Origin of the sequence: Actinoplanes sp. CA-131856, from assembly GCF_050956135.1 — a bacterium.
Classification (GTDB): domain Bacteria; phylum Actinomycetota; class Actinomycetes; order Mycobacteriales; family Micromonosporaceae; genus Actinoplanes.
This window is the reverse complement of sequence record NZ_CP191849.1, coordinates 5,655,063-5,674,500: the sequence shown is the minus strand read 5'-3', so window position 1 is coordinate 5,674,500 and position 19,438 is coordinate 5,655,063. Positions and strand designations below refer to the sequence as shown.

Here is a 19,438-nt window from a genome sequence, read left to right as displayed (position 1 = left end):
GGTTCGCTCGCGTTTGGGGCGCGGCTACGGTCTCTGTCAGGCGGCTATTGGGGTGGGGGTGGGGTCGGCGATCGTCACGCGGTCCCGGCCGGCGTTCTTCGAGGCGTACAGGGCCCGGTCGGCGGACAGGACCATCTCCTCGGGGATCCGGGTGCCGGCCACTCCTACCGAGACTGTCACGTGGTGGTGGCGGTCGTCGGAGACCGCTATGGGGGTGGCGGCGATCGCCCTTCGCAGGCGGTCGGCGATGTCGGCGGCCTCGGCCGGGCCGGCTCCGGGGAGCAGGACGGCGAACTCCTCGCCGCCGTAGCGGGCCACCATGTCGCCGGGGCGGATGGCTGTCTTCAGGCGGTCCGCCACCTCGACCAGGACGCGGTCGCCGCCGGCGTGGCCGTAGGTGTCGTTGACGGATTTGAAGTGGTCGATGTCCAGCAGGAGCATGCTGAGGTCGGCGTCGTGGCGGGTGGCCCGCGACGACTCCGAGCGCAGGGACTGCTCGAAGAAACGGCGGCTTCGCAAGCCGGTCAGGGCGTCGGTGATGGCGGCGTGCCGCTGGGCTCGGACCAGGCCGGCCATGCGGCCGACCACCAGCAGGAAGAGGAGGTTGCAGACCAGGCCGGCCACGATGATGTGCGGGGTGGCGCCTCGCAGGTACTGCACCATCATTACGGTCGGGGCCATGACCGCGGCCACGGCCAGGACGATCAGGCGGCGGGCGGTGGCGTCGGCGGTCACCGTGGTGTTGCGGGCCAGCAGCTTCGGGGCGTCGGGGTGGGCCACGCCGGCGGCCAGGATGAAGGAGGCAGCCATCCAGAAAGCGTCCAGGAAGTTGCCGGCGCGATAGGAGCCGTCCAGGGTCTGGATCATGTAGAACGTGTCGGAGAACAGCACCAGCGCCAAGTAGGCGGCGATCATCAGCAGCGGTGCCGTGCGGACGCCGCCGATCAGCAGGCGGGCGCCGACCACGATGAGCATGAGGTCGCCCACCGGATAGGCGACCGAGACCAGCGTGGCGATGTTCGCGGAGCTGATCTCCATGGTGGGCAGGATGGTGAACTCGAGGACCAGGTAGCCGGCGCTGACCGCGACGATCGCGGCGTCCACCGCGCTCGCGAAGTCGCGGCCCGGGGTTCGCCGCCGCACCAGCAGCAGCAGGCCGGAGGCCAGCAGGGGGTACGCCGCCAGATAGCCGAGATCGGCGATGCTGGGGTACGCCACCTCGCCGCCGACCAGCGCCAGGAAGTAGAAGACCACGTCGCCGAAGATGGAGGTGATCGCGGAGGCCGCGAACAACAGCATGACCGGGCGCAGGTCGCGCCGGCGGGCCGCGGTGACCAGGCAGCTCACCGCCAGGGCGCCGTTGGCGCTCGTGTAGAGGGCGACCTGTAAGCCGCCCCAGCCCGGGCCCAGGTGCAGGAACCAGTAGTACAGGACGATCACCGGGGCGCCGAAGGCAAGGAGGAACTGCCATCCCGCCCATCGGCGGAGCGGCGCGTTCATCAAGGCCATCGGCACCACTGAAGCCTGCGCGGCCCGGGGCGTCATCCGGGTACGGCCCGGGTGCAAGCTGGTTGCACCCGGACCCGGGGTCAGTGCGCGGCCACGCCCTCGGTCGGTGACGTGCCGCGCCGCACGCCTACGACGGCGACCACGGCGGCCACCACGCAGAGGATTGCTGTGGTCAGGGCGGCCACGTGCAGGCCGGTGATGAACGACTGGCCGGCGCCTTCGAGCACCGCCGCCCTGATCTCGGCGGTCATGTCGGGTGAGACCGGGGCTACGCCCATGGCGACGGCGTCCTTCGCCTCCTGCAAGCCGGTCGCCAGCGGGGCGGGCACGCCGGCGGCGGTCAGCGACGTGTGCAGCGTGGTGCCCACCTTGCTGCTGATCAGGGAGACCAGCACCGACGTGCCCAGCGCGCCTCCCACCTGCAAGGCCGTCGCCTGCAAGCCGCCGGCCACGCCGGCGTCCCTGACCGGCGCGTTGCCGACGATCGCCTCCGAGGACGCGGCCATGATCATGCCGATGCCCAGGCCCAACAGGATGAACGAGGGCCACATGACGGCGTACGGCGAATCGGTCTGCAAGAGCAGGAGGCCGAACGAGGCCAGCGCCTGCAGGACCATGCCGAGAGGCATGGTCAGACGCGGGCCGAAACGGTCGGTCAGCGCCGCGCCGAGCGGCGACGCCACCACCGAGGCCAAACTCAGCGGCAAGGTGAGCACGCCCGCCATCACCGGTGTGTAGCCGCGGACGTTCTGTAGGTAGAGCATCACGTAGAAGATCGAGCCCAGCAGCACGAAGAAGTTCACCGCGGTCAGCACCGTGCCGATCGTCAGCGCTCTGTTGCGGAACAGGCGCATCGGCAGCAGCGGGTGCTCGACGCGGGTCTCGTACCAGCCGAAGACCACCAGGATCGCCAGTCCGGCGGCGATCGTGCCGAGCGTCGCGGCCGAACCCCAGCCCCACGTCTCGCCCTTCACCACGCCGAAGACCATGACGACCAGGCCCGCGGCCAGCAGCACGATGCCGGGGATGTCGAACCTGTGATGCCCGGTCGAGTTCTTGCTCTGCGGCAGCACGAGCGCGCTCACGACCAGGGCGACGATGCCGATCGGGGCGTTGACGTAGAAGACCGACTCCCAGTTGACGTGCTCGACGAGCAGGCCGCCCACGATCGGGCCGAGCGCGGTCGACACCGACGACACCATGGCCCAGATGCCGACCGCCATGCCGAACTTCCTCGGAGGGAAGACGGCCCGCAGGATGCCCAGCGTGTTCGGCATCAGCAGGCCGCCGAAGAAGCCCTGCACGGCCCGGAAGACGATCACGCCGGTGATCGAGCCGGACAGGCCGATGGCGACCGACGCGACGGTGAAGCCGGCCACGCCGATGAGATAGTAGGTGCGGCGGCCGAAGCGGTCGCCGAGCTTGCCGCCCAGGATCAGCGAGGCGGCCAGGGCCAGCAGATAGGCGTTCGTCACCCACTGCAGGCCGGCCGTGCTGGCGTTCAGGTCGCGGCCGATCTCCGGGTTGGCGATCGACACGATGCTGCCGTCGAGGCCGACCATGAACAGGCCGAACGCGACGGCGATCAGGGACAGCCAGGGCCGGCTCCGCCTCGATACGACCGCGGGCGGGGTGGGCGCCGTGGTTAGGGTGGTCACTTACTCTCCCTGCTTAATCTGTTCGGTGATGCGGTGGAGCACGGGCAGCGCCGCGGCGAGGTCACGCCGCTCCCCGTCGGTGAGCGTGGACAGGGCCGCCTCGACATAGCCGGTGAACAGCCCCTGGACCGTGTCGTGCCGCTGCTGCGCCTGGTCGGTCAGCCGCAGGCGTACGACTCGGCGGTCGGTCCGGTCCGGCTCCTTGCGCAGCAGACCGTTGGCGACCATCGCGGTCACCAGGGCGCTCGCGTTGTTCGGTTTGAGCTGGAGCTCGCCGGCGAGCTCGCGCACCGTCGTGCCGGGGCGGCGCCGGATCAGCCGCAGCGCCGAGAGCTGCATCTCCGGCGGACGTGGATGTTCGAAGTCGGTGTCGGCGCGGCGCTCCAGGGCCCGGTGCAGAGCGGGCGCGAGCTCCACGACGGCGGCGGCGATCTCGTTCACGAGCCGAGTATTAGGTATGACGGCATACCCATATAAGCGAGTGAGTCCCAGGTCACCCGGGGGCCGCACCAGGGCCCACCCGGGACTCACCAGGGACTCCTACCGGCTCGGTGGAGGTGCTTCCGACGACAAGCTGTTCACATGTCGATCATCCGGATGCACGAGACCACGACCCTCACCCCCGAGCAGTTCGTCGCCGGGCTCACCGACTTCGGACCGGGCCGCCAGAAGCTGTTCGCCAACAGCTCCGACGCCGACCTCAAGGTGCACGAGCTGGGCGCCACCTCCGCCGACGTCACCGAAGGCGGCGGCGGTGTCTGGGAACGCCTGTCGTACGACTGGTCGAATCCGACCCGCGTGACCATGAAGACCACCGACTCCAACATCTGGGGCGGCGACTCGGGCCACACCTACACGCTGACCCGGCAGCCCGACGGCACCACCACCCTCGACGCGGTGGTGGTGCGCGACGGCAAGAACCTCAAGGGCAAGATCACCGGGCTGCTCCTCGGCAGCGTCGGCAAGGGCGTGCTGGTCAAGGCCCTGCACAACACCGTCAAGGCGATCGAGGCGCGTCAGGCCTCGATCAACAACTGATCACGTGAGCACGATCCGGGAGCGGACCTGGCGGAAGCCGGTCCGCTCCAAGGCCGCCAGCACCTCGACCCGGTAGGAGTCGACGTCGGCCACCACCTCCCGGGCGCCGCCGCCGGTCAGCACGCGGACGGCCTCGGCGATCAGCTCCTCCCGGGCGCCGGTGTCGAGAAGCCCCAGATAGCCGATCAACGGATAGCAATGGTCACCCGCGGCGGCGACCAGACCCGCCTCTTCGGCGACGAGCCATTGAGCCGTACGCAGCCAGGGCAGCGGCTCGGACGCAAGATCGGCTCCCAGGACGGCGAGCGCGGTCTCGGCCCCGGTGACGATGTCGGGCCGGCCGATCCGGGCGACCATGGACCTGATCTCGTCCTCGCCGGTGACGGGCCGGAAGGTGTGGCGCCCGCTGGTGGCCGGCAGGTTCGCGCCGGCCCAGGTCAGACGGAGACGCTCGCCGCGCTCGGCCAGGCCGGCCCGGCGCGCGGCTTCCAGACGTACATCAAGAACCGCTTTTGACTCGGGCCGTTGCCGCCAATGCGCGGGAGCGGCGGCGTAGTAGGGCAGGGGACCGCCGAGCGCCGCGTGGGCCTTGGTGAGCAGGGCGGCGCCGATCTCCGGACTGGCCGCGTCGAAACGCTCCAGCCACGGCCGGCCGACGGCACCGGGCGGCAGGACCCAGGCGGCGCGGGCGACGACCCGGCCGTCCTCGGACGCTATCCAGGCGCGCGAATGATCGAAGCCGCCGGAGGCGAGCCCGTCGGCGAACGACGCCTGGCGCAACTCGGGCAGCGGATCGGGCAGAGAGTCGAACAGATCTTCCTCACCCGCGACGAGCGGGCGGAACGTCAGAGCGGTCATGGTGGGCCTCCGGGAAGGAGCGCGCCTCGCTAGAACCGCGGGGACGCCGGGCCGCGGAAGGGGCGCAGAACATCGGACATTGTTCTGACCTCCCTTCGGCTGCTCGTCGGCGTGCCGCACCACGCTATCAGCCCCGGTCGGGCAGCAGATAGACGAAGGTCCGCTCCGGATCCGGCGGATTGGCGCGGACCAGGATGGTCATGGAGGCCGGCAGACCCGCTTCGGCAAGAGTGAACACGCAGCTCCACGACTCGGACAAGGCGCGCCGGGAAGCGAACCGTCTCGTCCGGAGACTCTGGATCCCCGTGTGGTCGTAGCGCAGGATGAGCGGGTTGGCCGCCTCCAGGCGGAGCCGGGACGGGTCGCCGATGTCGAACCTGAGACAGGCGGCGCTCCGGGCGAGCTCGGTCGCCTCGCCGGCGCTCAGCCGCTGCCGGCCCGAGAACGGCCTCCGCGCCGACCAGCGCTCGGCGATCGACTTGCAGGTCACCTTGAGCAGGTCGTAACCGGCGTTTCCGACAGCGCCGCTGAGGAGCATCCCGCCGACGAACGTGAGGAGCTCGGGCAGCCCGAACCCGCCCGCCGCGGAATAGGCCGAGACCGCTAGACGGGAGCCGTCCCGGACGCCGGCCTCGAGCAGAGTCGCCTGTGGATCGAGCCGAACGGGGCCGGGGCCCGCTATGAGGTCGGCCTTCCACTGGCGCAGCCGCCAGGGAACCTCGGGATATCCGGACTCGAGGAATCCGATCAAGAAGTTCCGGACCGGTTCGTCCCCGGGGACCCCTTCGACGAGGAATTCCTGGGAATCGGGTCCGACAACGGTCAGCGTCAGGAGAGACGTGCCTGGATCATCCGCCGAGTCGCCCACGGGTGCCATCAAACCATCCATCTGGGGTGAAGCGTGCGCGCGGCGGCTTCCGTGAGGCTCGATCCATGACCGGTATCAACGAAACGCGCCCGGCCGTCAACGCGGGCAAGCTCTGGTCCGGCGGCGCGGCCACCGCCGTGGTCGCGGCCCTGATCGCGATCGCCGGGATCCTGTTCGGACGGGGACTGTTCGACATCGACGTGCTCGCGCCCAAGGGGCAGGGCACGTGGGGCGACGCGTCGACCGGCTGGTACGCCTTCGGCGCGGCCATGGCGGCGCTGGTCGCCACCGGCCTGGTCCACCTGCTGCTGCTGACCACGCCCCGGCCCATGCGCTTCTTCGGCTGGGTGATCGGGCTGGCCACCATCGTGGCGATGCTGGCACCGTTCGTCACGGACGCGAGCCTGGGCGCCCGCATCTACACCGCAGGCCTGAACATGGTCCTGGGCATAGCGATCGGCTCCCTGGTGGCCGGCGTCGCCAAGTCGGCCGTCGTCCGCGTTCCCCAGCCGCCGCCGTCGCCGCGCCCGTATCCGCGCACCTACAGTTAGGTGTCATGCGCCATCCGACGGACTACGAATGAGGCGGCGACGGCCGGCTGGCGGAGAACCTCGGCCGTAACACCTCGCGGACCCGGTCGCCTGTCTGAAGGAGACGTCCCGGGTGATCCGGCCGGGCGGTGTCTTCGTGGCGTGCGCGCCGAGCCGTCGCAACGACCCGGAGTTCGCCTCTGTGCTGCCGGGCTGGGGGACGAGGTCGACGTTCGACGCCGAGGAGGCGGTCGGCATCGTCGAGCAGGTTTTCGACATCGTCCGGGCCGAGCGGTGGGACGCCCCGTTGATCTCCTTGCCGGACGTGGCGGCGGTGGCCGCCTTTCTGCGCGGCCGTGGGCTGACCGTCCCTGACGCCCGGCGTGCGGCACGGCAGTTCGTCACCCCGATGGACGTGACCAAACGTGGCGTCCTGATCTGGGCCCGCCACCGGTGAACGCCGGCCGCCCCCGGTGGTCCGGGGGCGGCCGGGGTGGTGGTCCTTACTGGCCCAGGATGCGGGCCTTCTGGGCCTCGAACTCGGCGTCGGTCAGGATGCCCTGGGATTTCAGGTCGGCCAGCTGCTTCAGTTGGTCGATCTTGGCGGACATGTCGGGGGCGGCGGTGGGCGCGGCGGCGGCGGGCGGGGCCGCGACGTAGACCTGCTGGGGCGGGGGAGCGTAGGCCGGCTGCTGCTGTTGTTGCAGCATCTCGTTCTCCGCCTCCTGGCGGGCCCAGCGGCCGTCCTGGCGGTGGCGTACCCGGCCGGAGACGGCTGAGGCCGTGCCGGCCACCACCGCGGTTCGGGCTATTCCTCGGAGCAGTCCGGGCATCGGGGTCACCTTCCCTTGGCCGCGTACTGCGGCTCCGAGTCGTCCAGGGCCTGGATCAGTTGCTGCACCGGGATGCGGCCGCTGGCCAGCAGCTGCGCTCCTATGTGGCGCAGCTGGCGGGCCAAGGGGGCCGCCCACGTGTTCTCGTAGATGAGGATCACCGCGGCCGCGCCCGGTTCCAGCAGCTCGCCGGCCTCCTGGAGGTCCTCGCCACCGAGCACGCCGGAGGCGGCGCCGTGGAAGGAACCGAGGCCGTTCACGTCGAACTCGGCCTCCTCGAGGACCGTCACCTTGCCGTTCGGGTTCTTGCGGACCAGCGCGATGTCCAGGACCCGGATGATGTGCCGGTCGACCAGGTCTTCCAGCAGCGAGAACGCCTTGCCGTCCATGCTGCCCGGCGGCAGCTCGACGCACAGGTAGTCGATGGGGCCCAACTCGTCGACTTCGGGCATGTCTGTCCTTTCAGTGCACGGGGCTCGGAGCGCCCGAGATGTGGGTGAGGGCGACGATCTGGCCGCGCGTCGCGGCGACCCGGCCGGCCAGGTCGCCGATCCAGCGGTGTTCCAGGAGCACGGCCAGCACCTCGGTCGCGTCGTCGTCGAGCAGTTCCGCCACGTCGGAGATGTCGGACTCGGTGATGAGGCCCGTGGCCAGGGCCGACAGCACATCGGGATCACCGCGGATGCCGGGCAGGTCGCTCAGCTCGACCGTGCGGGTGCCACCGGCCTGGTCGCTGCGGACCACCAGCGCGTCCACGACGCACATCTGGTCGGCCCGCTCCAGCCGGTCCAATGTCGCCCACACGCCGTCGTTGAGTTCCTCCGCGGGAAAGGACAAGACCATGAGTTCCAGCGGCCCCAATGCCATGCGTCTCAGCGTGCGCCGACCGGTGGGGGCGGGATTCATCCGGCAGGGATGAATCGGCGCGCCGGGCCGATCGGCGACGGTCGGAGCATGACGAGCAGCGTGCCCACGGCGGCCGAGGCTGCCGGCAACGGCGACCAGCCCAACCGGGCGGCGAGCGACGAGAAGAGCAACAACGACACCTCGGTGAGTACGCCCGTGGAGGGCGACCAGGAACTGGAACGGCTCCGGGCCGAGGTCGCCGACCTACGACGCGAGCTGGCCGCGAAAGAAGAGCTGGCCGCGAAAGGAGAGCTGTCCGGGAAAAAGCAGCGCGGCCCCACCGGCCGCCGGGTCCGGGGTGTCATCGCCGCGATCCTGGCCGCGGTCGCCGCCTTCGCGCTCGTCCTGAGCGTGGTCGGACTCTGGGCGGCCCGCACCACCCTGAGCACCGATCGCTGGGTCAGCACGGTGGCCCCGCTGCCGCAGGATCCGCAGATCTCGGCCGCGGTCGCCGAATACGCCACCGCGCAGACCTTCTCCGTGATCAACGTCGAGCAGCGGCTGCGCGACGTCCTCCCGCAGCAGGCCGCGTTCGCCGCCGGCCCCATCGCCGGGCAGCTGCGCACCCAGGTCCGCACCGTGGTCACCAACGTGCTGCGCAGCGACGGCTTCCAGACCGTGTGGATCGAGCTCAACCGCCGCGTCCACGACCGCGTCATGGCCGTCGTCGAGGGTGAGAGCGAGGTGATCACCGCACAGGGCGACCACATCGACATCGACCTGCTGCCGCTGATCAACCAGGCCCTGCGGGAGCTCAGCGCGCAGCTGCCGACGCTGTTCGGCAAGACGATCACGTTGCCCGACCTGAGTTCGGGGGCGATTCCCGACAATCTGCGGCTGCGGGTGGAGGAGGCGCTGGGCGTCTCTCTCCCGGCCAACTTCGCGCAGTTCACGGTGTACGACGGCGGCCAGCTCAAGGCGCTGCAGGACACCGTGGCCGCCTCGAAGCGCTATCTGGCCCTGTTCGTGGCCTCGACGATCGTGCTGGTGCTGGCGGCTTTCCTGGTGTCGCCACGGCGGCGCCGCACAGCCGTACAACTGGGAATCTGGCTTGTCGTGGCCGCCGTGACGGTCACGGTGATCGTGCGGGCGGTGCGCCGCCAGGTGGTCGAGCAGGTGCCCGAGGGGGTCTACCGCGACGGCGTCAACGCGGCCGTCGACAGCATCTTCTCGGTGCTGCGGGAGAGGGGCACGCAGATCATCTGGATCGGCGCGCTGCTGGCCGTCATCGCCTATCTGGCCGGGCCGGGACGGGTGCCGCGGTGGTTGCGGCGCCAGGCCGTGGCCGGCACGAAGTGGGCGTGGCGGGGCGCTCTGGTGGCCGGCGATCACGCGCCGGGCTTCATCGCGCGCTACCTGGATGCGGTGCGGATCGGCGGGCTGGTCGTGGCCGGGATCGCGGCTCTCATCTGGTCGTCCTGGATGAGCCTGCTCGTGATCGTGGTGCTGCTGGCGGCGTACGAGGTCGCGGTGACGTTGATCGCCCGCAAAGAAACTCAGGACGTGGAGCTGAAGGCCGCGTGATCGCTCTCGGTCCGGTCGGCGTAGTCCTCGGCGAACCGGACCAGGGCGCGGTCCATGGCGTCAGTCTTGCCCAGATAGGCGGCGATCGCGATGCGGTCGCCGCCGCGGGCGTGGGCCCGGGCCAGCGTCCACGCGCAGATCTCGCCGTAGAGGCGCAGCCCCTCGGGCTTGAACGACGCCGACTCCATGGTGCCCTTCCAGTCGCGCAGCTGCCGCACGTAGAAGTCGCGGCCGCCGTAGCTCTGCCAGCCCAGGAAGATGTCGCTGTGCGCCTGCATGAGGCGCTGACCGGCGACCACCCGGCGGCCGTGGTTGTCCCACTCGTCGGCCTTGATGTGGTCGGCCAGCACCGACGGGCCGCTCTCCTTGACCTGGAGCAGCAGCGGGTCCCTGTCGTCGCGGCCGGTGAGCAGGATGATCCAGCACCGGGTGCCGACGCTGCCGACGCCGACCACCTTGCGGGCCATGTCGACGAAGGTGAAGCCGTCGAACAAGCGGCGGCGGTCCTCGGGCAGCGTGTCGCGATAGCCGGCGAGCAGCTCGCGGATCTGGCCCTGGAGGTCCTCGCCACCGGTGACGATGTCGCGCACGGGCACCAGGAGCGGGGGATCGGCGACGATACGCCGCGTGCCGTCGACGACCTCGGTGAGCTTGCGGAACGCCTGGAGGCTCGTCCGGGACCGGGCCTTGACCCCGGCCGCCGCGACCTTCTTGCTCCGGGTCTTGTCGAGCTGTGAGCGCAGCGACTCGACGTCCGCGTGCGCGTACCAGAGGTCGAGGTTGCCCATCGCCGCGAACGAAGCCATCGCCTCGCGATAGGCGCGGGCCGCTCCGCCGGTGACGACCGCGCGCTCCTTGCGTTTGAGGCCGTTGGCCCGGCCGGCCAGGGCCAGGCTGGCGATCAGGCGTTTGAGGTCCCACTCGAACGGGCCGGGGTGGGTCTCGTCGAAGTCGTTGAGGTCGAAGACGAGACGCCGCTCGGGCGACGCGAACATGCCGAAGTTGGCCAGGTGCGCGTCGCCGCAGAGCTGGGTCCGCAGCCCGGTGGACGGGCCGGCGGCCAGGTCGGCCGCCATCACGGCGGCGCTGGCCCGGTAGAAGGCGAACGGGTCGGTGCTCATCCGCTCGTGCCGCAGGGGCAGGAGCTCCGGCAGCCGGTTCTGTTCCTGCTCGGCCAGCACCGCGTTGGCGTCCCGCCGCTCCGGCGTGGGCACCTCGGCGTGCGCGTCCAGCGGGACCTCGTCGCGTGCGGCCCGGCCGGCCGCCGCCCGTTCGTCAGGTGTCATGTCAGGCCTTGGCGTCGGAGAAGGTCTCGAGCAGGATGTCCCGCTCGCCCTCGGTCAGGTTGGTGGCGATGAGCTGGCTGTGCTCGCCGCGGAAACGTTCGCCGAGCCGGTCCAGGTTGCCGCTGTCGGTGACCAGGAACAGGGCCGAGGTGCCCTCGGTGACCTCGGTCCGGATCCTCTCCAGCTGTTCCTTGGAGATGCCGGTGCCCTCGGTCGCCTTGGCCAGCGCGCCCACGCCGGCGCCGACCGCGCCGCCGATGATGGGCACCAGGAAGAGGCCGCCGACCACGATGCCCCAGAACGCGCCCCAGCCGACGCCGTGGCGGGTGCTGTCGTGCGAGTGGTGGACGTCGGGCTTCTCGGCGCCCTCGGGCCAGGTGACGATCGCGTGGTCGACGATGTGAATCAGATGATCGCCGGCCGCGTTCTTGACGATGCCGAAGACGCTCTCCGCGCGCTTCGGGTCGTCGAACTTCCACACCGTGAAGGTGGTCATGGGGTGCTCCTAGCGGATCGGGGACGCCGCCATCGTCCGTTGGCGCGCGCCGGGGGCGCCTCATCCGGAGAGGGCGATTCGGGCGGCACGGCGTTCGAGAGCAGCGCGTTGACCCAGCGTGTGCTGGGGTCGATGTCGATCAGCAGGCCCTTGGCGAGCAGCGTGAGCGGGATGGCCAGCAGCGCGCCGAGACCGCCCAGCACCCAGGCCCAGAAGATGAGCGACAGGAACGAGACGGTGGCCGACAGGCCCACCGCGTCGCCGACGATCTTCGGCTGGATCACCGACTGGATCACGAAGTTGACCGCGCAGTACATGACGATGACGGCCAGCATCAGCCCCGGGCCGCCCTCGAGCAGGCCCAGCAGGGCCGGCGGGATCAGCCCGATGACGAAGCCGATGTTCGGGATGTAGTTGGTGATGAACGACAGCAGACCCCAGAGCAACGGCAGGGGTACGCCCAGCGCCCACAACCCGAGGATGTCGATGACCGCGACGATCAGCCCGAAGACCGTGGAGACCAGCAGGTAGCGCCGGGTGCCCTGGGCGAACGAGCGCAGCGCGCCGACCACCTCGGGGCGCTCGCCCGCGGTCGACACCAGCCGCCGCGGGAAGTCCACCGTGTCCAGGCACATGAACAGCAGCACGGCGAGCAGGAACACCGTGTTCGACAGCGCGCCGGCCAGCCCGCCCAGAATGCTCTCGGCGAAGCGCAGCACCGTGCCCGAGTCGATGCCGGACAGCGCGGCCTGCAGCTGGCTCGTGCTGATGCCGAGCCCGGCCAGTTGGTCGATCAGGTCCTGGCGGAGGTCGGCGAACTGGGCCTGATATTGCGGGATCAGTTCGAGCAGCCGGGCCGCGGAAAGATAGAGGGCGCCGCCGAGCGCGAACAACACGACGTTGACGACGACGATGGTGGTGATCGCGGCCAGCCACACGGGCGTCCCGCGCCGGCGCATCCACTCGGTGAGCGGGCTGACCGTGACCGCGAGCATCAGCGCGAGCATGACCGGCGCGACCAGCCCGGCGATGCCCTTGATGCCGGCCACCACGACGACCAGGCAGGCCGTGCCGAGCAGGACGACGACGCCGCGCGGCAGACCCGGGCTCAGCGGGGCACTCGGCTCAGACACAGCACCTCCACCCCGGACCGGTCGAGCCGCTCGATCAGCCGCTCCAGGTCCTCCTCGGACAACCGGCCCTCGATGACGCTCTGCCGCGGCACGGCCCGGAAACGCAGGCTGCCCAGCGCTATGCGAAGCACGGGGCCGAGGAAGCCGCGGACCCGGAACTCGTACTGCTCCATACCGTCCGACCTTCGCCGAAAGCCCCGGCCGATCCTTCCTCCCACAGGGATGAACGCTCGCCGGTTTCATCCCCGAGAGGTGAGCCGCGGCGGCGGCCGCGCGTGGCTGACTGTGCGGGACGCCGCCGCCACGGCGGCGACGGCAGTTACCACGCGGTACGAAGGGGAAGGTCAATCATGGCAACTCTGGTCGCCATCGGGTACCCCGACGAGACCACGGCGACGGCGGCGTCGCTGGAGGCGGATCGACTGGCCAAGGATCTCATCATCCAGCCGGACGCGATCGCCGTCATCATCCGGGACAAGGAAGGCAAGTACCACGTCACCACGAACCATCAGCCGGTCGGCGCCGGCGCCACGTGGGGCATGTTCTGGGGCCTGCTGTTCGGTGTCCTGTTCTTCATCCCGATCCTGGGCATGGCCATCGGCGCCGGACTGGGCGCGCTCACCGGCAAGCTGACCAAGAACGCCATCAGCAAGGACTTCCAGGACCGCATCCGCGACGAGCTCCAGCCGGGCACGTCGGCCCTGTTCCTGGTCGTCGAGGCGGTCACGCCGGACAAGGCCGTCGAGGCGCTGAGCAAGTTCGGCGGTACGGTGATCAAGTCCTCGCTGTCCAAGGAGGCCGAGGCCGAGCTGCAGGACGCGCTGCACGGCAAGGGCGCCGCTTAGTCAGCTGACGCAGCATCGGACGCCGCCCGCACGAGCGGGCGGCGTTCGCCATGAGAAGCGTGGGAGGGTGGGGGATGGCGCGCTCCGACTGGATTCCCGGGCTGCGGGTAGCGGCCACGTACAAGACCGGCTATCTGCCCCGTGACCTCGTCGCCGGCATCGTGCTGACCACGCTGCTGGTGCCGCAGGGCATGGCGTACGCCGAGCTGGCCGGCCTCCCCGCGATCACCGGCCTCTACACCTCGATCCTGTGCCTGGTGGCGTACGCGGTCTTCGGCCCTTCGAAGGTCCTGGTGCTGGGGCCGGACTCGTCGCTCGGCCCGATGATCGCCGCGGTGGTGATCCCCATGGTGGCCTCGGGCGGCGACCCGGAGAAGGCGGTGGCCCTGGCGTCGGTGATGGCGCTGCTGGTCGGCCTGTTCATGACGATCGCGGCGGTGGCCAAGCTCGGCTTCGTGGCCGACCTGCTGTCGCACCCCACCCAGCTCGGATATATGAACGGCCTGGCCCTGACCATCCTGATCGGCCAGCTGCCGAAGCTGTTCGGCTTCTCGGTCGACGCCGACGGCCTGTTCGGCGAGGCCGCGGCCTTCGCCCGGGGCGTGGTGGACGGTGAGACCGTGCCGGCCGCGCTCGCGGTCGGCGTGGGCGGGCTGATCGTGATCGGCGTGCTGCGCCGCTGGCTGCCCAAGGTGCCCGGCATCCTGGTCGCGGTGGTGCTGGCCATCCTGGCGGTCGCCCTGTTCGGCCTCGAGGAGCGCGGGGTCGAGCTGGTCGGCCCGCTGCCGCAGGGCTTCCCGCCGTTCACCATCCCCACGGTGAGCTGGTCCGAGCTGGGCCTGCTGGCGGCCGGCGCGCTCGGCATCACGCTGGTCTCGGTCACCGACACCATCTCCACCGCCTCGGCCTTCGCCGCCCGCAGCGGCCAGGAGGTGCGCGGCAACCAGGAGATGGCCGGCATCGGCGCCGCCAACCTCGCGGCCGGGCTCTTCCAGGGCTTCCCGGTCAGCACGAGCGGCTCCCGCACGGCGGTCGCCTTCCAGGCCGGAGCCCGGACGCAGGTGACCGGGCTGGTCGGCGCGGCCCTGATCACGCTGATGCTGGTCCTCGTGCCCGGCCTGCTGCGCGACCTGCCCCAGCCGATGCTGGCCGCGGTCGTCATCACGGCGTCGCTGTCGCTGGCCGACATCCCCGGGATGGTCCGGCTGTGGCGGCAGCGGCGGATCGAGTTCGCGCTCGCGGTGGCGGCGTTCCTCGGTGTCGCGATCCTGGGTGTGCTGCCCGGCATCGCCTTCGCGGTCGCGCTGTCCGTGCTCAACGTCTTCCGGCGCACCTGGTGGCCCTACCGGGCGACGCTGGGGCGGGCCGAGGGGATCAACGGCTTCCACGATGTACGGGACCACCCCGAGGCCGAGACCCTGCCCGGTCTCGTGCTGTTCCGGTTCGACGCGCCGCTGATCTTCGCCAACGCCCGCAGCTTCCGGGAGGAGATTCGGCACATCGCGAACGCCGACCCCGCTCCGCAGTGGATCGTGGTCGCCGCCGAGCCGCTCACCGACGTCGACACCACGGCCGCCGACATGTTGGAGGAGCTCGACGCCGAGCTCGACGCCGAGGGCATCGCGCTGGTGTTCGCCGAGATGAAGAGCCCGGTGCGGGCCAAACTCGACCGGTACAAGCTGACCGGCAAGATCGAGGAGGAGCACTTCTTCCCGACCGTCGAGGACGCGGTGGCGGCCTATCAGCGGCGCACCGGGCAGGCCTGGAGTCATCCGCCTCGGGTGTTGTGACTCTCCGTGATCAAGCCGACGCTGACCGCATGGCCAACTCTTCCGGCGCCGAGTCGCGGCGCCTGCACGACGCCGACATCGGAGCCACCGCCTGGCGGCGATGGGGACCCTATCTGAGCGACCGGCAGTGGGGGTCGGTCCGCGAGGACTACAGCTCCGGCGGCGACGCCTGGTCCTACTTCACCCACGATCACGCCCGGTCACGGGCGTACCGGTGGGGCGAGGACGGCATCGCCGGCTTCAGCGACGACAAGCAGCTGGTCTGCCTGGCCCTGGCCATGTGGAACGGCAACGACCCGATCCTCAAGGAGCGCTACTTCGGGCTGACCAACGGCGAGGGCAACCACGGCGAGGACGTCAAGGAGTACTGGTTCCACGTCGACGGGACGCCGACGCACTCGTACATGAAGATGGTCTACAAGTATCCGCAGCGCGAGTTCCCGTACAACGACCTCGTCGCCACGAACGCCGCCCGGGACCGCAAGTCCTTCGAGTACGAGCTGCTGGACACCGGCATCTTCGCCGAGGACCGCTACTTCGACGTCACCATCGAGTACGCCAAGGACGGCCCCGAGGACGTCCTGGCCCGGATCACCGTGGCCAACCGCGGGCCCGACCCGGCCATGCTGCGCCTGCTGCCGACGGTGTGGTTCCGCAACACCTGGTCGTGGGACGAGCACGCGCCCCGGCCGGTCCTGCGCGAGCAGGACGGCGCGGTGCGGCTGGAGCATCCGGAGCTGGGGGAGCGGTGGTGGACCGTCCTCGGTGACCATCCGCTGATCTTCACCGAGAACGAGACGAACAATGAGCGCGTCTTCGGCGGGCAGAACCGCAGCCCGTACGTCAAGGACGCCTTTGATCGTTACGTCGTGCAGGGCGAAAAGGAGGCCATCAATCCCGAGAAATCGGGCACGAAGGCAGCGGCCGACATCGTCCTGGAGATCGCCCCCGGAGCGGAGGCGACGGTCCGGGTGAGGCTGAGCGAGTCCCCCGGGGGTGGTGACTTCGACGCGGTCTTCGAAGCCCGGCGGCAAGAGGCCGACCAGTTCTACGCCGACCTGCTGCACCCGGACCTCGGCGAGGCCGAGAAGCGGGTCACCCGGCAGGCAGTCGCCGGCCTGCTCTGGAGCAAGCAGTACTACGAGTACGACGTGGAGCGCTGGCTGGCCGAGCACGGCCAGGACACGCTGGGCGAGTCCGGCCTGCGCAACGGCGACTGGTACCACCTGTCCGCCTCCGACGTCTTCTCCATGCCGGACACCTGGGAATATCCGTGGTTCGCGGCCTGGGACCTCGGCTTCCAGGCGGTCGCCCTGGCCACCGTCGACCTCGGCTTCGCCAAGAACCAGATCGACCTGCTGCTCAGCCGCCGCTATCTGCACCCCAACGGGCAGATCCCGGCCTACGAGTGGAACTTCGGCGACGTCAACCCGCCGGTGCACGCCTGGGCCGCCTATCTGGTCTACGAGCTCGACAAGGCCCGCAACGGCCGCCCCGACCACGCCTGGCTGGAGAGCACCTTCCACAAGCTGGCCAAGAACTTCATGTGGTGGGTCAACCGCAAGGACGTCGACGGCCGCAACATCTTCCAGGGCGGCTTCCTCGGCCTGGACAACATCGGTGTCTTCGACCGCAGCGCCCCGCTGCCCACCGGCGGGCACCTCGACCAGGCCGACGGCACGGCGTGGATGGCGCTCTACGCGCAGACCATGCTGTCGATCGCGCTGGAGCTCGCCGAGACCGACCCGGTCTATCTGGAGCAGGCGCAGACGTACTTCGAGCACTTCGCCTGGATCTCGGTGGCGGTCAACCACGCCGCGGCCGGCGAGGGCATGTGGGACGAGGAGGACGGCTTCTTCTACGACCTGCTGCGCCTGCCCGACGGCTCGGCCCGGCGGCTCAAGGTGCGCTCGATGGTCGGCCTGCTGCCGCTGGCCGCGGCCACCGTCTACGATCCGCGCCTCATCGAGCGCCGGCCCGAGCTGATCAAGGGTGTGCTCGAGTTCGCCGAACGGCACCCGATCGTGCGGCAGCTGCTCGAGCCCGGCCTGGCGCCCGGCCCGAACGGTGAGCGGCTGCTCGCCCTGTTCGAGAAGAGCCGACTGCGCCGGATCCTGGCCCGCCTGCTCGACGAGAAGGAGTTCCTCGGCCCCTACGGCCTCCGCTCGCTCTCCAAGCATCACGCCGAGCACCCGTTCGAGTTCCCCGTGGGCGACCAGGTCTTCGGGGTGAGCTATCAGCCGGCCGAGTCGGACAGCGGCATGTTCGGTGGCAACTCCAACTGGCGCGGCCCGGTCTGGTTCCCGGTCAACGCCCTCATGATCCGCGCCCTGCTCAACCTGTACATCGCCTACGGCAACGACTTCACCGTGGAATGCCCGACCGGCTCCGGCCACCAGATGAACCTGTTCGAGGTGGCCCGGGAGATCTCGGCCCGGCTCACCGGCACCTTCGTGCCCGACGCGGCCGGGAACCGGCCCTGCCACGGGGGCCAGGCGATCTTCGCGAGCGAGCACTGGAAGGATCTGATCCTGTTCGCCGAGTACTTCCACGGCGACAACGGCGCGGGGCTCGGCGCCGCCCACCAGACCGGGTGGACCGGGCTGGTGGCGGTCTTCCCCAACCTGTTCGCCGGCCTCAGCGGGCAGGAGCTGCTGGACAACGGCATGGTCGGCGTGCTGCGCCGCGAACCCGGGAGGGACGAGTCATGAAGGCGATCTATGAGATCTTCGCCTGGCCCTGGCTGGCCGGGCTCGCCGAGCGCTTCGGCCGGCCGGTGACCCTCGGCGACGTGCCGGGTGAGGTCTGGGACGAGGTGGCCACGGCCGGTCTGGACGCGGTCTGGCTGATGGGCGTGTGGGAGCGCAGCCCGGCCGGCCTGGCCGTGGCCGCCGGCAACGAGGGGCTGCAACGCTCTTTCCGCGACGCCCTGCCCGACTACAGCTCCGCCGATCTGGTGGGTTCGCCCTATTGTGTACGCCGATACCGCGTCGACGACCGTCTCGGCGGCCCGGACGGGCTCGCGGCGGCGCGGGCCGAGCTGTGGGCGCGCGGGCTCCGGCTCGTCCTCGACTACGTGCCCAACCACGTCGCCCCGGACCATCCGGCGGTCACCGAGCATCCCGACTGGTTCGTGCCGGGCACCCGGGAGGACCTGGCCCGCGACCCGGCCGGCTTCTTCGTGGCGGGCGATCGGGTGATCGCCAACGGCAAGGACCCGTACTTCGCCCCCTGGCCCGACGTCGCCCAGCTCAACGCGTTCTCACCGGGCCTGCGGGACGCGGCCGCGGCGGCGCTGATCTCGATCGGCGACCAGTGCGACGGCATCCGCTGCGACATGGCGATGCTGCTGACCAACGAGATCTTCGCCCGCACCTGGGGCGATCGGGTGGGCCCGGCCCCGGCCGGCGACTTCTGGCCCTCGGTGCTCGGCCGGGTCCGCGCCCGGCACCCCGATCTCACCCTGATCGCCGAGGTCTACTGGGATATGGAGTGGACGCTCCAGCAGCAGGGCTTCGACCTCTGCTACGACAAGCGGCTCTACGACCGGCTGGCCCACGAGGACGCCGGCTCGGTCCGCAAGCACCTCACCGCCGGGCTCGACTATCAGCGGCGCCTGCTGCGCTTCACCGAGAACCACGACGAGCCGCGGGCCGCGGCCGCCCTACCGGGTGGCCGGGGCCGGGCCGCCGCCGTGGCCGTGGCCACCCTGCCCGGCACGACGCTGTGGCACGACGGGCAGTTCGAGGGCCGCCGGGTGCGCCTTCCGGTCTTCCTCGGCCGCTTCCCGGACGAGCCGGCCGACGCCGAGCTGCGCGCCTTCTACCGCAAGGTGGTGGGCGCGGCCGAGATCGTGCGGCGCGGGCAATGGACGCTGCTGGAGCCCGGCGGCTGGCCCGACAACCCCTCCCATCAGGACGTCCTGGCCTGGTCGTGGCACGACGAGGGCACCCGGCACGTGGTCGCGGTGAACTTCGGCGACCATGACTCCCAGGCCCGGATCGCCCTGCCCTGGGGTGATCTGGGCGGGCGGACGTGGCGGCTGACCGAGCTGACCGACGGGCGGATCTTCGAGCGCGAGGGCGACGACCTGGCCGGTAACGGGCTCTACGTCGGGCTGCCACCGTGGGGTCACCACATCTTCAGCTTGACGTAGCCGTCGCG

The 19,438-nt window shown here is 70.5% G+C and carries 20 protein-coding genes; 8 read left to right on the top strand and 12 right to left on the bottom strand.

The features are described 5' to 3' along the window. Positions 1 to 36: 36 nt before the first annotated feature. From ACQP2X_RS26375 to ACQP2X_RS26365, 3 genes are all read right to left on the bottom strand, one after another. Positions 37 to 1,509: a GGDEF domain-containing protein gene (locus ACQP2X_RS26375; protein WP_498686340.1), complete on the bottom strand. Its 1,473-nt coding sequence runs from the start codon at positions 1,507 to 1,509 to the stop codon at positions 37 to 39. 80 nt (positions 1,510 to 1,589) lie between these two features. Further along, positions 1,590 to 3,167: a DHA2 family efflux MFS transporter permease subunit gene (locus ACQP2X_RS26370; protein WP_498686338.1), complete on the bottom strand. Its 1,578-nt coding sequence runs from the start codon at positions 3,165 to 3,167 to the stop codon at positions 1,590 to 1,592. Continuing rightward, positions 3,168 to 3,608, bottom strand: a complete 441-nt coding sequence (locus ACQP2X_RS26365; protein ID WP_498686336.1) for a MarR family winged helix-turn-helix transcriptional regulator — start codon at positions 3,606 to 3,608, stop codon at positions 3,168 to 3,170. Between the two features lie 141 nt (positions 3,609 to 3,749). On the opposite strand from ACQP2X_RS26365, the gene ACQP2X_RS26360 reads away from it, so the two are divergent. Further along, positions 3,750 to 4,205, top strand: coding sequence for a hypothetical protein (locus tag ACQP2X_RS26360; protein ID WP_498686334.1), 456 nt, complete (start codon positions 3,750 to 3,752; stop codon positions 4,203 to 4,205). Here ACQP2X_RS26360 and ACQP2X_RS26355 read toward each other — a convergent pair whose 3' ends face one another. Both ACQP2X_RS26355 and ACQP2X_RS26350 read right to left on the bottom strand, forming a co-directional pair. Continuing rightward, a complete protein-coding gene (locus ACQP2X_RS26355; RefSeq protein WP_498686332.1) occupies positions 4,206 to 5,063 on the bottom strand; it encodes an acetyltransferase in 858 nt (285 codons plus the stop codon). It abuts the gene before it with no gap. Between the two features lie 127 nt (positions 5,064 to 5,190). Next, on the bottom strand, positions 5,191 to 5,940 hold the full coding sequence (locus tag ACQP2X_RS26350; protein WP_498686331.1) for a ubiquitin family protein: 750 nt from the start codon (positions 5,938 to 5,940) through the stop codon (positions 5,191 to 5,193). Positions 5,941 to 5,996: 56 nt separating this feature from the next. On the opposite strand from ACQP2X_RS26350, the gene ACQP2X_RS26345 reads away from it, so the two are divergent. Both ACQP2X_RS26345 and ACQP2X_RS26340 read left to right on the top strand, forming a co-directional pair. Further along, positions 5,997 to 6,482 (top strand): DUF6069 family protein, encoded by a 486-nt coding sequence (locus tag ACQP2X_RS26345; protein ID WP_498686330.1) that lies wholly within the window; start codon positions 5,997 to 5,999, stop codon positions 6,480 to 6,482. A 112-nt stretch (positions 6,483 to 6,594) separates the two neighbouring features. Continuing rightward, positions 6,595 to 6,918: a hypothetical protein gene (locus ACQP2X_RS26340; RefSeq protein ID WP_498686329.1), complete on the top strand. Its 324-nt coding sequence runs from the start codon at positions 6,595 to 6,597 to the stop codon at positions 6,916 to 6,918. 46 nt (positions 6,919 to 6,964) lie between these two features. Here the strand turns inward: ACQP2X_RS26340 and ACQP2X_RS26335 are convergent, their stop codons facing one another. From ACQP2X_RS26335 to ACQP2X_RS26325, 3 genes are read right to left on the bottom strand one after another with little or no spacing between them, the layout of a single operon-like run. Continuing rightward, entirely contained in the window at positions 6,965 to 7,294 is a 330-nt protein-coding gene (locus tag ACQP2X_RS26335) for an SHOCT domain-containing protein (protein WP_498686327.1), read from the bottom strand. 5 nt (positions 7,295 to 7,299) lie between these two features. Beyond that, positions 7,300 to 7,746 carry a DUF6325 family protein gene (locus ACQP2X_RS26330; protein ID WP_498686326.1) on the bottom strand — a complete coding sequence of 149 codons (447 nt, stop codon included), beginning with the start codon at positions 7,744 to 7,746 and terminating at the stop codon, positions 7,300 to 7,302. 10 nt (positions 7,747 to 7,756) lie between these two features. Further along, the gene (locus ACQP2X_RS26325) at positions 7,757 to 8,161 is read right to left on the bottom strand and encodes a DUF6325 family protein (protein ID WP_498686325.1); all 405 of its coding nucleotides are present in this window, start codon (positions 8,159 to 8,161) and stop codon (positions 7,757 to 7,759) included. Positions 8,162 to 8,248: 87 nt separating this feature from the next. Between ACQP2X_RS26325 and ACQP2X_RS26320 the strand changes: the two genes are divergently transcribed. Continuing rightward, a complete protein-coding gene (locus ACQP2X_RS26320) occupies positions 8,249 to 9,724 on the top strand; it encodes a hypothetical protein (RefSeq protein ID WP_498686323.1) in 1,476 nt (491 codons plus the stop codon). On the opposite strand, the gene ACQP2X_RS26315 is transcribed toward ACQP2X_RS26320, so the two are convergent. Genes ACQP2X_RS26315 through ACQP2X_RS26300 form a run of 4 tightly spaced genes read right to left on the bottom strand, consistent with a single transcriptional unit; the run spans position 9,697 to position 12,812 of the window. Next, positions 9,697 to 11,010: a DUF2252 domain-containing protein gene (locus ACQP2X_RS26315; protein ID WP_498686322.1), complete on the bottom strand. Its 1,314-nt coding sequence runs from the start codon at positions 11,008 to 11,010 to the stop codon at positions 9,697 to 9,699. The genes ACQP2X_RS26320 and ACQP2X_RS26315 overlap by 28 nt on opposite strands. A 1-nt stretch (position 11,011) precedes the next feature. Beyond that, positions 11,012 to 11,506, bottom strand: a complete 495-nt coding sequence (locus tag ACQP2X_RS26310) for a DUF1269 domain-containing protein (RefSeq protein WP_498686320.1) — start codon at positions 11,504 to 11,506, stop codon at positions 11,012 to 11,014. Beyond that, complete coding sequence (locus ACQP2X_RS26305) at positions 11,503 to 12,639, bottom strand: AI-2E family transporter (protein ID WP_498686318.1); 1,137 nt, start codon at positions 12,637 to 12,639, stop codon at positions 11,503 to 11,505. Before ACQP2X_RS26305 ends, ACQP2X_RS26310 begins: the two co-directional genes overlap by 4 nt. Continuing rightward, complete coding sequence (locus ACQP2X_RS26300) at positions 12,615 to 12,812, bottom strand: hypothetical protein (protein WP_498686317.1); 198 nt, start codon at positions 12,810 to 12,812, stop codon at positions 12,615 to 12,617. Before ACQP2X_RS26300 ends, ACQP2X_RS26305 begins: the two co-directional genes overlap by 25 nt. Positions 12,813 to 12,989: 177 nt before the next feature. Here ACQP2X_RS26300 and ACQP2X_RS26295 point away from each other — a divergent pair, with 177 nt between their 5' ends. From ACQP2X_RS26295 to ACQP2X_RS26280, 4 genes are all read left to right on the top strand, one after another. Further along, positions 12,990 to 13,484, top strand: a complete 495-nt coding sequence (locus tag ACQP2X_RS26295) for a DUF1269 domain-containing protein (protein ID WP_498686315.1) — start codon at positions 12,990 to 12,992, stop codon at positions 13,482 to 13,484. A gap of 74 nt (positions 13,485 to 13,558) precedes the next feature. Beyond that, entirely contained in the window at positions 13,559 to 15,274 is a 1,716-nt protein-coding gene (locus ACQP2X_RS26290; protein WP_498686314.1) for a SulP family inorganic anion transporter, read from the top strand. Between the two features lie 29 nt (positions 15,275 to 15,303). After that, positions 15,304 to 17,985, top strand: a complete 2,682-nt coding sequence (locus ACQP2X_RS26285; protein ID WP_498686313.1) for an MGH1-like glycoside hydrolase domain-containing protein — start codon at positions 15,304 to 15,306, stop codon at positions 17,983 to 17,985. Then, positions 17,982 to 19,430, top strand: a complete 1,449-nt coding sequence (locus ACQP2X_RS26280; RefSeq protein ID WP_498686312.1) for an alpha-amylase — start codon at positions 17,982 to 17,984, stop codon at positions 19,428 to 19,430. Before ACQP2X_RS26285 ends, ACQP2X_RS26280 begins: the two co-directional genes overlap by 4 nt. Positions 19,431 to 19,438 lie beyond the last annotated feature (8 nt).